The sequence below is a fragment of the Geothermobacter ehrlichii genome, assembly GCF_008124615.1.
Taxonomy (GTDB): Bacteria; Desulfobacterota; Desulfuromonadia; order Desulfuromonadales; family Geothermobacteraceae; genus Geothermobacter; species Geothermobacter ehrlichii.
The window spans coordinates 47,134-59,974 of sequence record NZ_VNIB01000009.1 but is presented as its reverse complement, the minus strand read 5'-3'; the positions used below and the strand labels follow the sequence as shown (position 1 = coordinate 59,974).

Genomic DNA, 12,841 nt, shown 5'->3' with positions numbered 1-12,841 from the left:
ATGGAAATCAGAGCAGAAGAGATCAGCGCGATCATCAGAAAGCAGATCGAGAACTTCGGTCGCGAGGTTGAAGTCAGCGAGACCGGCACCATCATCTCCGTCGGTGACGGCATTGCCCGTATCCACGGCCTGGACAAGGCCATGGCCGGTGAGCTGCTTGAATTCCCCGGCAACACCATGGGCATGGTCCTCAACCTCGAGGAGGACAACGTCGGCGCCGCCATTCTCGGCGAGGCCCACCACATCAAGGAAGGTGACACCGTCAAGCGGACCGAGCAGATCGTGCAGGTTCCGGTCGGTGAGGGTCTTCTCGGCCGCGTTGTCAACGGCATCGGCATTCCGATCGACGGCCAGGGCGACATCGACAGCGACGTCTTCCGCAAGGTCGAGGTCAAGGCGCCCGGCATCGTCACCCGCAAGTCGGTGCACGAGCCGATGCAGACCGGCCTGAAAGCGATCGACTCGATGGTTCCCATCGGCCGCGGCCAGCGCGAGCTGATCATCGGTGACCGCCAGACCGGCAAGACCGCGGTGGCCATCGACACCATCATCAACCAGAAGGGCCAGAACATGATCTGCATCTATGTCGCCATCGGCCAGAAGCGATCGACCGTGGCCCAGGTGGTCGACAAGCTGAAGAAGCATGGCGCCATGGACTACACCATCGTTGTCGCCGCGACCGCTTCCGACCCTGCTCCGCTGCAGTTCATCTCACCCTACACCGGCGTTACCATGGGCGAGTATTTCCGTGACAACGGCAAGCACGCCCTGATCATCTACGACGATCTTTCCAAGCAGGCCGTCGCCTACCGTCAGCTTTCGCTGCTGCTGCGCCGTCCGCCCGGACGCGAGGCCTATCCCGGTGACGTCTTCTACCTGCACAGCCGTCTGCTGGAGCGCGCCGCCAAGCTGAACGACGATCTCGGTGCCGGGTCGCTGACCGCACTGCCGATCATCGAAACCCAGGCCGGTGACGTTTCGGCCTACATTCCGACCAACGTCATCTCGATCACCGACGGCCAGATCTTCCTGGAGACCGACCTCTTCTACTCCGGTGTCCGTCCCGCGATCAACGTCGGTCTGTCGGTCTCCCGCGTCGGCGGCAGTGCCCAGATCAAGGCGATGAAGCAGGTTGCCGGTACCCTGCGCCTGGCGCTGGCCCAGTACCGCGAGATGGCGGCCTTCGCACAGTTCGGTTCCGACCTCGACGCTGCCACCCAGCGCCAGCTGAACCGCGGCGCCCGCCTGGTCGAGATCCTCAAGCAGGGCCAGTATCAGCCGATGCCGGTCGAGAAGCAGGTCGTCGCCATCTACGCCGCCAACAACGGCTACGTCGACGACTACCCGGTCACCGCGGTCCAGCGTTTCGAGAAGGAGATGCTGGAGTTTTTCGAGACGCGGCACGGCGACATCTTCAAGGACCTGGCCGAGAAGAAGGCCATCGACGACGAGCTCGAGGGCCGGATCAAGGCCGCGCTCGACGAATTCAAGGGCCAGTTTGTTGCCTGATAACGCGCACGACTAAGGTGGGATAGATGCCCAGTCTCAAGGACATAAAGAAACGGATCGGTACGGTCAAAAACACCAGCCAGATCACCAAGGCCATGAAAATGGTCTCGGCGGCGAAGCTGCGTCGGGCCCAGGATGCCGTCGTTTCCGCCCGGCCCTACGCCGACAAGCTGCTCGACGTGCTTTCGAGCCTGGCGGCGCGGGAGGATCATGACGTCCATCCCCTGCTGCAGGATCGTGGGCGCGGCAAGGCCCTGGTGGTGCTCTTTACGGCTGACCGTGGCCTCTGCGGCGGCTTCAACGCCAACATTTCCAAGGAAGCCGAGCGCTTCATTCGCGAAAAGACGGATGGCTACGAAGAGTACGAGCTGATGATCATCGGCCGCAAGGGCGCCGAGTTCCTGCGCAGCCGGCGACTGCCGATCGGCAAGGTGCACGAAAACCTCACTGGCAAGGTGACCTACCAGACCGCGGCCCTGCTCGGACAGGAGATCGTCGAAGGCTACGAGGCCGGTTCCTACGACGCCGTCTATCTGGTCTACAATGCCTTCCGCAGCGCCATTTCGCAGATTCCGACCATTCAGCGGCTGCTGCCGGTCGAGCCCCGGTCGGTGGAGGAAAGCCAGCACGTGGCCCAGTACATCTACGAGCCGAACCGGACCGAGGTGCTGAGCCAGCTTCTTCCCAAGCATGTCGAGGTCCAGATTTTCCGGGCGCTGCTCGAATCGGTCGCGTCGGAACATGGCGCCCGGATGAGCGCCATGGACAACGCCAGCAAGAACGCCAACGAGATGATCCGCAAGCTGACCCTGCAGTACAACCGGGCACGGCAGGCGGCCATAACCAAGGAGCTGATGGAGATCATTTCCGGCGCCGAGGCGATCAAATAGGAAAAAGTAGCGAATTCAAGCGTTTTTATAGGAAAACGGAGGAACGGTTCACCATGAATAAAGGGAAAATCACGCAGGTCATCGGTCCGGTCGTCGACGTCGAGTTCGAGTCGGATAAGCTGCCGGAAATCTACCACGCCCTGAGAATCACCAACCCGGCCATCGACGACCGGGAGTGGAACCTCGTCTGTGAGGTCGCCCAGCATCTCGGGGAAAACACAGTCCGCGCCATTGCCATGGACACCACCGACGGCCTGGTGCGCGGTCAGGAAGTGCTCGATACAGGCAAGCAGATCGTCATGCCGGTCGGCCGCAAGACCCTCGGCCGCATTCTCAACGTCATCGGCGAGCCGGTCGACGAGGCCGGTCCGGTCGAGGCCGAACAGGAGTGGGAAATCCACCGCCCGACCCCCGAATTCGTCGAGCAGTCGGTCGACGTGCAGGCGTTCGAAACCGGCATCAAGGTCGTCGACCTGCTGGCTCCCTACGCCCGTGGCGGCAAGATCGGCCTGTTCGGCGGCGCCGGCGTCGGCAAGACGGTTCTGATCATGGAACTGATCCACAACATCGCCAAGCAGCACGGCGGTTTCTCGGTTTTCGCCGGGGTCGGCGAGCGGACCCGCGAAGGGAATGACCTCTGGCACGAGATGAAGGATTCGGGCGTTCTCGACAAGGCCGCCCTGATCTACGGCCAGATGAACGAGCCTCCGGGAGCCCGTGCCCGCGTCGCCCTTTCGGCGCTGACCGTCGCCGAATATTTCCGTGACGAAGAAGGCCAGGACGTGCTGCTCTTCATCGACAACATCTTCCGTTTCACCCAGGCCGGTTCCGAGGTTTCGGCGCTGCTTGGCCGCATCCCCTCGGCGGTCGGTTACCAGCCGACCCTGGCCACGGAGATGGGCGCCCTGCAGGAGCGTATCACCACCACCAACAAGGGTTCGATCACCTCGGTCCAGGCGATCTACGTTCCGGCCGACGACCTCACCGACCCGGCGCCGGCGACCACCTTCGCCCATCTCGACGCAACCACCGTTCTTTCGCGTCAGATCGCCGAGCTCGGCATCTACCCGGCCGTCGACCCGCTCGACTCGACCAGCCGCATCCTCGACCCGCAGGTTGTCGGCGAAGAACATTACAAGGTCGCCCGCGACGTGCAGTACGTCCTGCAGCGCTACAAGGATCTGCAGGACATCATCGCCATCCTCGGTATGGACGAACTCTCCGAGGAAGACAAGCTGATCGTCGCCCGCGCCCGCAAGATCCAGCGTTTCCTGTCGCAGCCGTTCCACGTCGCCGAGGTCTTCACCGGATCCCCCGGCAAGTACGTCGAACTGAAGGACACCATCAAGGGCTTCAGGGAGATTGTCGAAGGCAAGCACGACGATGTTCCCGAGCAGGCCTTCTACATGGTCGGCACCATCGAGGAAGCCCTGGAGAAAGCCAAGAAGCTGGCGGCCTGATTGTGTTCCGCCGCCTAGAGGAACGAGCCCATGGCAGATAAACTGACATTGCAACTGGTAACACCCTACAAGCGGGTCCTGTCGGCGGAAGTCGACGAGGTGACGGCTCCCGGTTCGATCGGTGAACTCGGGGTGCTGCCCGGCCATACCCCGCTTCTGACCACCCTCAAGATCGGTGAACTCTCCTATCGGCAGGGTAACGAGACCTACCATGTCGCCGTCAACTGGGGCTACCTCGAGGTCGAGAACGACAAGGTCAACGTGCTGGTCGAAACCGCCGAGCCGGCCGACGAGATCGATCTCGGGCGCGCCAAGGCGGCACTTGGCCGTGCCGAGGAGGCCCTGAAGAAGCTCTCGTCCGAGGACAAGGAGTTCAAGGTCATGGAAGCGGCCCTTGAACGGGCCATGATCCGGATTCAGGTGGCCGGCAAAAAGGCCCGCTGATTCCACCGGCAACAAGTGAAAAAGGGCGACCCGCGCGGGTCGCCCTTTTTTTTACCTAGGCTGACGATATGGCGGCGAAGGCAGGGGATCAGTGGACCAGCAGATCGTCGCGCTCGAGCTGACGCATCTTGTCCATCACCACCGCCAGGTGTTCGCGCATCGCCTGGCGCGCTGCCTCGGGATCATGGCGTCGGATGGCGTCGAGAATGGCCTGGTGATGGCGGGTCAGCAGCTCGATGTAGCCTTCCCGCTTGTAGAATTCGGTCAGGGCCACCATGATGGTGGTGTGGAACAGGCTCTGGATGGTGTTGAGCACGTGCATCTGAATGGTGTTGTGGGCGGCGACGCTGATGGCATAGTGAAAACGGGCGTCGATGTCCGGTTCCCAGCCGCCGTTGGCCGCCTGGCGTTCCATGTCGGCGAAAATCTCCTCGAGCCGGGCGATGTCCTCATCGGTGGCGCGCTCGGCGGCGAGATAGGCCGACCAGGTCTCGATGCCCATGCGCACCTCGGCCAGATCGTAGAGCATCTTCGGGTTCTTCTCGACCATGCTTGACAGGGGATCGGCGAGCGAGGTTTCGGTCAGCGAGCGAACGTAGGTCCCGCCGCCCTGGCGCGATTCGACCAGTCCCATGGCCTCGAGCACCATGATCGCCTCCCGTACCGACGGGCGGCTGACCCCGAGTAGCGAGGCCAGTTCCCGTTCGGATGGGACCCGGTCGCCCGGCTTGAGCTGGCCTTCGGATATGAGGTTGCGGATCTGCTCGACGATCTCTTCGGAGATTTTCTTGGGGCGGATCGGCTTGAACACGTTGGTCATTCCAATGCTCCACGTGGAAAATTGGTAAGACCACATTTTGGCATTTTGATTGACAAAAGGCAAGGGTTTTGATGGGCGACGACAGTCGGTCAGAACGGGTGATCCTGCACTGCGACATGGACGCCTTCTATGCCTCAGTCGAACAGCAAGATCGGCCCGAGCTGCGGGGACGGCCGGTGCTGGTCGGCGGGCATCGCCGGCGGGGCGTGGTCTGCGCCTGTTCCTACGAGGCGCGGCCGTTCGGGGTCCGCTCCGGCATGGCGATGGCCAAAGCGCTGCAGCTCTGTCCGCAGGCGGCGGTGCTGCCGGTGCGTATGGAGCGCTATCGGCAGGTGTCGGAGGCGGTCTTCGCCCTCTTCAGGCAGTTTACCGACCGGTTGGAGCCCCTCTCCATCGACGAGGCCTTTCTCGATGTCACCGCATGTCGCCGGCTGCTCGGAGATGGTGAAACCATCGGCGCAACTCTGCGGCGGCTGGTGCGCGAACGAACCGGACTGGCAGTCAGCGTCGGCGTGGCTGACAACAAGCTGCTCGCCAAACTGGCTTCGGCGGCGGCCAAGCCGGACGGCATGCGAGTGCTGGCCGGCGATGAGGTGGAGACCTTTCTGCTCCCCCTGCCCGTCGAACGGATCTGGGGCGTCGGGCCGAAGACCGCCGAAGCGCTGCACCGCATCGGTGTGCACCGGGTGGCCGAGGCCAGGAGCCTGTCGCGCCGTCAGCTGCGTTCCATGTTCGGAGTGCAGGGCGAGCGGCTGTACGACCTGCTGCGCGGCATCGACAACCGGCCGGTGCAGCCGCCGCCGGAGAGGAAATCCCTGGGTGCCGAGGAGACCTTTGTCAGCGATCTCGACGACCGGCGGGAGCTGGAGCGGCAACTGCTGCGCCTGGCGGAGAAAGTCTGCCGCCGGGCCAGGCTGCAGAAGCTGGCCGGACGCGGGGCGACGCTGAAGGTCCGGCTGGCCGATTTTTCCACCCGCACCCGCTCGGTAACCTTCACCTCTCCGGTCAATGCGGTGCCGGAGCTGATGGCCTGGGCCGGCGCGGCCCTGCCGGATATCGAGCCGCAGCGGCCGGTGCGGCTGCTCGGCCTCTATCTGAACGACCTGACGCCGGAGAGCCAGCTCGACCTGTTTGGAGAGCGGGAACGGCTGCGCCGGCTCGACGAGGCCCGCGACAGGATCTGGCGCCGCTTCGGCGAAAAGGGGCTGACCCGGGCCTCGCTACTCGGGCTGGACGGATCGGTGCAGCGTCGGCAGGATGGTTTCGAAGACGGCGAGTGAGTGCAGCAGGTGGTTGACGCTGTGTGCCTCCAGGGTCATGGTCGGCAGCCGCGACAGGGTCCGCAGATGGGTCCACAGGGGCGCGAAATCGATCTTCCCCTGGCCGATGGGCAGGTGGTCGTCGTTGCGACCCCGATTGTCGTGCAGGTGCAGGTGAAAGAGGCGGCCGTCGAGCTGCTGCAGCCAGGTGGCGAGCGGCTGGTTGCCGAACAGGGCCCAGTGGCCGATGTCGAAACAGTGCCCGAACAGAGGATGGTCGAGGGTCTGCACCAGCCAGCAGAGCAGACGGCTGCTGCGGTCGTAGATGTTCTCCAGCACGAGGCGCATGCCGGAATCTTCGGCCCGGTGCAGAAATTCCGGCCAGAAATCGAGGGCCAGTTCCTGCCACTGGCGCACCTGGCTGCCGTAATGCCAGGGATCATAGCCGGGATGAAAGACGATCAACCGCGCACCGAGCTTTTCGGCGGCCGCGAAGGTCTGAGTGTAGCGATGGCGCGTGGCCTGGCGGACCATCGGCTCCACCGCGCCGGGATTGAGATCCATGAACGGCGCATGCACCGTCAGCGCCAGTCCCCGCTTGCGCAGGCGGGCGCCGATGTTGAGAAAGTAGTCGTCCTGGGTGTTGTCGAGATCGGCGGCCTGCAGGGCGAGCTCGGGCTGCAGGCCGTGTTCGAGCAGCAGCGGCAGGTACTGTTCGATGTGCCGGAAGGGAACGTGGACGTGCAGTTTCGGATTCATGGGCGGCCTCCGGCGGCGATCTTTTCCAGGGTTTGAATGGCCGGGTATTCACCGAGTACGATAAGGATGTCCCCTTCCTCGATGACGGTCGCAGAGGCGGGGTTGAAGACCATGCTGCCATCCGTCTTCTTGATGCCGACGATAATGATGTTCAGCTCCCGGCGGATCCCCGACGCCAGCAGGGTCTTGCCGACCAGGGACGATTCCCTGGCGATGCGCAACTCTTCCAGCTGCACTTCCAGGTTGTGGCCGGGAGCGGCGATCTCGATGAAGTCGACCACTGACGGACGCAGGACGGCCTGCGCCATGCGGGTGGCACCGATGACGTACGGGGAGATCACCTTGCTGGCGCCGGCCCGGCGCAGCTTGAGTTCGGAACCCTCCTCGCCGGCCCGGGCGAGAATGAAGAGCTGGGGATTGAGTCCGCGGGCGGTCAGGGTGATATAGACGTTTTCGGTATCGGAGGTGACCGCCGTGATCAGCCCCCGGGCGCGGCGGATGCCGGCGGCCTGCAGGGTGGCGTCGTCGGTGGCGTCGCCCTCGACGAAGAGATAGCCCTCCTCGGCCAGCTTCTGGCAGAGGGCCGGGTCCTTTTCCACCACCACGAACGGCAGCGGTTTGAGGGCGAATTCGCGGCAGATGAGCGTGCCGATGCGGCCGTAGCCGCAAATGATATAGTGATTCTGCAGCCGGGCGATCTTCTTTTCCACCTTTTTCCTCCCGAGCAGCTGCCTGAGCTGCCCCTCGACCGTAAAGCGAATCAGACTGCCGACGGCATAGGCAATGATGCCGGCGCCGAAGATGATGAGCAGGATGGTGAAGCCCTTCCCTTCCGGCGACAGGTCGTGCACCTCGCGGAAGCCGACGGTGGCGAGGGTGATGACAGTCATGTAGAGGGCGTCGAAGGTGGTCCAGTCCTCGATCGTCGAATAGCCGAAGGTGCCGAATGCGATGACCACGACCAGGATGAAGAGCGAGAAGCGCAGATGTCGGACCGGATCCATCAGGGGCTCCCGGGGGGAAGGTCTTGGTGCGATGATAGCCGCGATGCCCGGCCGTGGCAAGGGGTGGCGGGCAGGAGAGAAAAATCTTGACAGCGCATGTATACTGTATACAATCGTATACGTATGATGTAGTGCCCGCAACAATGTGATTTTCTGCGGGAAATGTTCTGATACTGGAGATATCCGTTGCGAAGAAAACCTTTGGAACGCCACCAGACACTGAGGGAAAAGATTCTCGAGACCATCCGGGAATCGATACTGAAAGGGACGCTCAAGCCGGGAGAAAAGGTCGCCGAGCCGGAACTGGCCGAGAGGTTCGGCATCAGCCGGACGCCGATCCGGGAAGCCTTCCGCCAGCTTGAATCGGAAGGCTACCTGACCGTCATTCCGCGCAAGGGGGCGGTGGTGACCGAACTGTCGGAGCGGGACATCACCGAATTCTACGCCATCAAGAGCATTCTCGAAGGCTACGCCGCCCGCCTGGCGGCCGAGAAGCTGACGGCCAGGGAAATCGAGCGGCTGGAGCAGATCAACCGGAAGCTGGCGGAACTGGCTGCCGAGGGCGACATCAAGACCTTCTTCAAGGTGCACGGCGAATTTCACGACCTGTTCATCGATGCCGCCGGCAACGAGAAGCTGGCCGATCTGATCCGACAGGTGGGGATGAAGTTCAACCGCCTGCGCATCGCCTCATTGTCGCTTCCCGGCCGGATGGAGATCTCCGTGGCCGAGCACCGCAAGCTGATCGAGGCCTTTCGCGCCCGCGACGGCGAGGCTGCTGACCATCTGGTCAGCAAGACCGCCGAGCTGGGCGGCAAGGTGCTGCTGGAGAGCATGAAGGAACAGAAACCGGGCAAGCAGCCCAGCTACATGGGTGAAGCGATGGATCTCTAACCGCAGCCGGAATCCGCCGGTGCCGCCGGGTTGACGGAACCGGAGTCCGGAGGCGGGCTTTCGGCCCTGAAGCATGGAGAAGAAAAAGCCGACGCTCGACAGAGGGTCGGCTTTTTCTTTGTGTGCGGCAGGTAAAGAAAGGCAGCGGCCTTGTCGATACGAGGGGGTGGGCAAAGAGGTGGAGATGTCTCTGTCGTTGGAGCGAAAAAGCGGGCCGGGACCGCCGGTTTCGGGGATGCGGCTGGCGGATGCCGAACTGGGGGACCTCTATCCGATCGGGCTGGAGTGTCTCTATCTCGACCTGCGCGCACCCTGCGATCTCTATCGGCGGCTGCAGGACGGAGAGATGGTCTTTTTCGCCCGGCGCGGCATCCCCTTCGACCAGGAGGCGCGCGACCGCCTGCACGAGCTCGGCGTAAGCGAGCTCTACATTCGTGAAGACGACGTTCCGCGCTTCTTTACCTTCATCAGGGAAACGCTGGAAAAGATTGTCCGGGACAATTCCGTCAGTCCGCAGAAGAAGGCCGAAGCGGTGCACGTCTCCTGTATGGAAACCATGCGTCGCGCCTACGCCGATCCCCGGGCCGTCTTTCTGCAGCAGGCGCACGAGGTAATCGCGCCGACGGTCGATCTCATCGTCCACGACGATGTGGCGACTCGGGCCCTGGTCCAGCTGACCGCCTACGACCACTGTACCTACGTCCATTCGACCAACGTAGGCATCTTCGGCATCGCCCTGGCGCGCATCATGTACGGTCAGGAATCGGTGGCGGTGATGGAGCGGCTGGGGGCGGGGTTTTTCCTGCACGATTTGGGCAAGTGCCGGATCCCGGTCGAAATCCTGAACAAGCCCGGTTCTCTGACGCCGAAGGAGCGCCGGCTCGTCAACCGGCATCCTCGCGACGGCTACGAAATCCTGCGGCTGGAGGGATTCATGACCGACGAGGCGGAGATCCTCACCCTGCAGCACCACGAACGGGAAGACGGCGAAGGCTATCCGGCCGGCCTGACAAGCAGGGACATCCACCCCTACGCCCGCATCTGCCGCCTGGTTGACATCTACGAGGCCCTGACCGCCGATCGCCCCTACCACAAGCGCCGCACGACTTTCGAGGCGCTCAAGTTCATGCAGGAACAGATCCTGACCGACATGGATCAGGAGCTGTTGCGCAACTTCGTGCTGCTGTTCGCCAAGAGCTGAAGAGATCAAAGGTCCACGAGAATACGAAGAACACAGAGAAAATCCATGACATAAGATTTGGGAAACAGACGCAAGTCCGGCAACCACAGGTACCATGGGAATTCTTTACACCCGCCCCATGTCTTCCTTTCCTTCGTGCCTTCGTAGAGGGTTTTCAGCTCCTAATTCCGCAGCCGATATCCCCTGCCGATCAGGAACGCGGTGACGGCGAAAAGAAGCAGCGTCTGGACGCCGACGACGGTGAACGCGGTGTGCAGCGGCAGATCGCCGACGCCGAGGACGGCGTGACGGAAGCCGTCGATCAGATAGAAGAGCGGATTGAGCCGGGAGATACCGGCCCAGAAGTCGGGCAGGATGGAGAGGGGATAGAAGACGCCGCCCAGATAGATCAGGGGGAGGATGAGAAAGTTGGTGAACATCGACAGGGCGTCGAAGCTGTTGGCGAAGATGGCCGCCAGCAGGCCGAACTGGGCGAAGAGAAAGCTGGCCAGTGCCGCCATGGCCAGTGCCGCCAGCGGATCGGCCCAGGGAAGCCGGGCGAAGAAGAGGGAGATCGTCCAGACCGCCAGGCCGACCCCCAGGCCGCGGATCATGGCCGCCAGGGTGTAGGCGAAGATGAACTGGGGCGGAGTGATCGGCGTTACCAGCAGGTCGACGATGTTGCCCAGGTAGCGTGACATGAAGAGGCTGGAGCTGGTGTTGGCGAAGGCGTTGTTGATCACCCCCATCAGAATCAGGCCGGGAATGACGAACTGCGCGTAGGAGAAGCCCTCCAGCACGCTGATCCGCTCACCCAGGGTGGCGCCGAAGACAAACAGGTAGAGCGAGGCCGAGACAATGGGCGCCAGCAGGGTCTGGGTAGAAACCCGCAGAAAACGGAGGATCTCCTTCCGGGTCAGGGTGAAAAAGGGCTGCCAGCGGTTGTAGCGGCGTCCGGCGTGTTCCAGTTTCATGTCTGCCCTCCCCCGCCGTTCTTCAGTCCCGTCAGTTCGATGAAGACCTCTTCCAGCCGCGGCTGCCGCGTTTCCAGCTCCCGAATCTTCAGGCCTAGCTGGTGCAGGCGGCCGACCAGCTCACCGGTGGTGGTTTCGGCCGGCACCGGCAGGCGCAGGTGGCGTCCGTCGTCGTCCAGCCGCGCCTTGAGGGCGACCAGCTGCGGTGGCAGCTGTGCCAGCGGATTTTCCAGCTCGATGGTCAGCTCCCGATGGCCCCAGCGCCGGACCAGGTCGCTGGTCCGTTCCAGGGCCAGGATCTCGCCGTGGTTCATTATCGCCACCCGTTCGCACATCTGCTCCGCCTCTTCCAGGTAGTGGGTGGTCAGCAGAATGCTGGTGCCGCTGGCGTTGATCTCGCGGACGAACTCCCACAGCGAATGGCGCAGTTCGACATCGACGCCGGCGGTCGGTTCGTCGAGAATCAGCAGTTTCGGCTTGTGAATCAGTGCCTTGGCGACCATGAAGCGCCGTTTCAGGCCGCCGGAGAGCTTGATCATCACCTTGTCGAGGTGTGGCCGCAGGCCGAGGCGGTCGATGAGCATGTTGCGCCAGGCCGGGTCGTCGTCGACGCCGAAATAGCCGGAATGGATGCGCAGGGCGCGATCGATGGTGAAGAAGTTGTCGATGACCACTTCCTGGTGCATCACCCCGGTCAACCGGCGGGTGATCCGGTAATCGCGCACGTTGTCGAAGCCGAAGATCGCCACCCGGCCGCCGCCGATGCGGGTGACGCCGACAATCATGTTGATGGTGGTGCTCTTGCCGGCGCCGTTTGGGCCCAGCAGGCCGAAGATTTCGCCGGCTCGGATGTCGAAGGAAACCCCTTTGACCACTTCCGGGCCGTCGAAACGCTTGCGCAGCCCGCTCACCTGAAGGGCGGGGAAGTTTTGATTTGCGGAGATTGCGCTCATGACGGGTATAATAGGCGCAAGCGAAAGAATTTAAAAGAGGAGTCAGAAGACAGGGGCCAGGAGAAAATCTTCCGGATACGGACTTCTGGCTTCCAGGGAGGATTGCCATGGTCAAGCTCGATCGCATCACTACCGGCGGCGGCGACAGGGGGCAGACCAGTCTGGCCGACGGGACGCGGGTGGCGAAGCACGCCGTCCGCGTCGAGGCCTACGGCGGCGTCGACGAACTGAACAGCCTGATCGGCGTGGTGTTGCTCGAAGCACTGCCGGCGGGCGTCGGCCCGGAGCTGGAACGGGTCCAGAACGACCTGTTCGATCTCGGCGCCGATTTCGCCATGCCGCCGGGCGGACCTTACGAAGAGAGGGCGCTGCGGATTGGCGAAAATCAGGTACGACGTCTCGAGGCGGAAATCGAGCGGGTGACCGGACTGCTCGAGCCCCTGGAGAGTTTTGTTCTGCCCGGCGGCACCCGGGCGGGGGCGCTGCTGCACCTGGCCCGCGCCACCGCCCGCCGCATCGAACGGCTGGCCTGGCGGCTGGTCGAGGAAGAAGGGGCCGACAGGGTCAATCCCCAGGCGCTCGTTTATCTCAACCGCCTGTCCGACCTCTGTTTCGTCTGGGCCCGCCTGGCCAACGACGGCGGCCGGAGCGACCGGCTGTGGACGCCGGGCGGCAATCGCTGAAGGCCAGTCGAC

At 63.1% G+C, this 12,841-nt stretch carries 13 protein-coding genes; 8 read left to right on the top strand and 5 right to left on the bottom strand.

Features of this window, described 5'->3' with window-relative positions; genetic code table 11:
* The 4 genes from atpA to EDC39_RS10290 are packed head-to-tail and all read left to right on the top strand — an operon-like array spanning position 1 to position 4,303.
* Entirely contained in the window at positions 1-1,509 is a 1,509-nt protein-coding gene (gene atpA, locus EDC39_RS10305; protein WP_148896299.1) for a F0F1 ATP synthase subunit alpha, read from the top strand.
* Between the two features lie 26 nt (positions 1,510-1,535).
* On the top strand, positions 1,536-2,399 hold the full coding sequence (gene atpG / locus EDC39_RS10300) for an ATP synthase F1 subunit gamma (RefSeq protein WP_148896298.1): 864 nt from the start codon (positions 1,536-1,538) through the stop codon (positions 2,397-2,399).
* A gap of 53 nt (positions 2,400-2,452) precedes the next feature.
* Positions 2,453-3,859: a F0F1 ATP synthase subunit beta gene (gene atpD, locus EDC39_RS10295; RefSeq protein ID WP_148896297.1), complete on the top strand. Its 1,407-nt coding sequence runs from the start codon at positions 2,453-2,455 to the stop codon at positions 3,857-3,859.
* A 30-nt stretch (positions 3,860-3,889) separates the two neighbouring features.
* Positions 3,890-4,303, top strand: a complete 414-nt coding sequence (locus EDC39_RS10290; RefSeq protein WP_148896296.1) for a F0F1 ATP synthase subunit epsilon — start codon at positions 3,890-3,892, stop codon at positions 4,301-4,303.
* An 88-nt stretch (positions 4,304-4,391) separates the two neighbouring features.
* Here the strand turns inward: EDC39_RS10290 and EDC39_RS10285 are convergent, their stop codons facing one another.
* Positions 4,392-5,123, bottom strand: a complete 732-nt coding sequence (locus tag EDC39_RS10285) for a FadR/GntR family transcriptional regulator (protein WP_187426742.1) — start codon at positions 5,121-5,123, stop codon at positions 4,392-4,394.
* A gap of 71 nt (positions 5,124-5,194) precedes the next feature.
* On the opposite strand from EDC39_RS10285, the gene dinB reads away from it, so the two are divergent.
* Positions 5,195-6,403 carry a DNA polymerase IV gene (gene dinB, locus EDC39_RS10280; protein WP_148896294.1) on the top strand — a complete coding sequence of 403 codons (1,209 nt, stop codon included), beginning with the start codon at positions 5,195-5,197 and terminating at the stop codon, positions 6,401-6,403.
* Here dinB and EDC39_RS10275 read toward each other — a convergent pair.
* Positions 6,344-7,141 carry a sugar phosphate isomerase/epimerase family protein gene (locus EDC39_RS10275; protein ID WP_148896293.1) on the bottom strand — a complete coding sequence of 266 codons (798 nt, stop codon included), beginning with the start codon at positions 7,139-7,141 and terminating at the stop codon, positions 6,344-6,346. The genes dinB and EDC39_RS10275 overlap by 60 nt on opposite strands.
* The gene (locus EDC39_RS10270) at positions 7,138-8,145 is read right to left on the bottom strand and encodes a potassium channel family protein (RefSeq protein WP_148896292.1); all 1,008 of its coding nucleotides are present in this window, start codon (positions 8,143-8,145) and stop codon (positions 7,138-7,140) included. The genes EDC39_RS10275 and EDC39_RS10270 overlap by 4 nt, the downstream gene beginning before the upstream one ends.
* Positions 8,146-8,331: 186 nt before the next feature.
* On the opposite strand from EDC39_RS10270, the gene EDC39_RS10265 reads away from it, so the two are divergent.
* Together EDC39_RS10265 and EDC39_RS10260 are read left to right on the top strand one after the other, a co-directional pair.
* Positions 8,332-9,039: a GntR family transcriptional regulator gene (locus tag EDC39_RS10265; protein ID WP_148896291.1), complete on the top strand. Its 708-nt coding sequence runs from the start codon at positions 8,332-8,334 to the stop codon at positions 9,037-9,039.
* Between the two features lie 184 nt (positions 9,040-9,223).
* A complete protein-coding gene (locus EDC39_RS10260) occupies positions 9,224-10,240 on the top strand; it encodes an HD-GYP domain-containing protein (RefSeq protein ID WP_148896290.1) in 1,017 nt (338 codons plus the stop codon).
* Between the two features lie 161 nt (positions 10,241-10,401).
* Here EDC39_RS10260 and EDC39_RS10255 read toward each other — a convergent pair whose 3' ends face one another.
* Positions 10,402-11,193, bottom strand: a complete 792-nt coding sequence (locus tag EDC39_RS10255) for an ABC transporter permease (protein WP_148896289.1) — start codon at positions 11,191-11,193, stop codon at positions 10,402-10,404.
* On the bottom strand, positions 11,190-12,104 hold the full coding sequence (locus EDC39_RS10250; protein ID WP_246140234.1) for an ABC transporter ATP-binding protein: 915 nt from the start codon (positions 12,102-12,104) through the stop codon (positions 11,190-11,192). The genes EDC39_RS10255 and EDC39_RS10250 overlap by 4 nt, the downstream gene beginning before the upstream one ends.
* A 149-nt stretch (positions 12,105-12,253) precedes the next feature.
* Between EDC39_RS10250 and EDC39_RS10245 the strand changes: the two genes are divergently transcribed.
* On the top strand, positions 12,254-12,829 hold the full coding sequence (locus tag EDC39_RS10245) for a cob(I)yrinic acid a,c-diamide adenosyltransferase (RefSeq protein WP_148896287.1): 576 nt from the start codon (positions 12,254-12,256) through the stop codon (positions 12,827-12,829).
* The last annotated feature ends 12 nt before the right edge of the window (positions 12,830-12,841 follow it).

Coding starts and splice junctions, on each gene's coding strand:
- atpA (WP_148896299.1), top strand. CDS start 1: ATGGAAATCAGAGCAGAAGAGATCAGCGCGATCATCAGAAAGCAGATC.
- atpG (WP_148896298.1), top strand. CDS start 1,536: ATGCCCAGTCTCAAGGACATAAAGAAACGGATCGGTACGGTCAAAAAC.
- atpD (WP_148896297.1), top strand. CDS start 2,453: ATGAATAAAGGGAAAATCACGCAGGTCATCGGTCCGGTCGTCGACGTC.
- EDC39_RS10290 (WP_148896296.1), top strand. CDS start 3,890: ATGGCAGATAAACTGACATTGCAACTGGTAACACCCTACAAGCGGGTC.
- EDC39_RS10285 (WP_187426742.1), bottom strand. CDS start 5,123: ATGACCAACGTGTTCAAGCCGATCCGCCCCAAGAAAATCTCCGAAGAG.
- dinB (WP_148896294.1), top strand. CDS start 5,195: ATGGGCGACGACAGTCGGTCAGAACGGGTGATCCTGCACTGCGACATG.
- EDC39_RS10275 (WP_148896293.1), bottom strand. CDS start 7,141: ATGAATCCGAAACTGCACGTCCACGTTCCCTTCCGGCACATCGAACAG.
- EDC39_RS10270 (WP_148896292.1), bottom strand. CDS start 8,145: ATGGATCCGGTCCGACATCTGCGCTTCTCGCTCTTCATCCTGGTCGTG.
- EDC39_RS10260 (WP_148896290.1), top strand. CDS start 9,224: ATGTCTCTGTCGTTGGAGCGAAAAAGCGGGCCGGGACCGCCGGTTTCG.
- EDC39_RS10255 (WP_148896289.1), bottom strand. CDS start 11,193: ATGAAACTGGAACACGCCGGACGCCGCTACAACCGCTGGCAGCCCTTT.
- EDC39_RS10245 (WP_148896287.1), top strand. CDS start 12,254: ATGGTCAAGCTCGATCGCATCACTACCGGCGGCGGCGACAGGGGGCAG.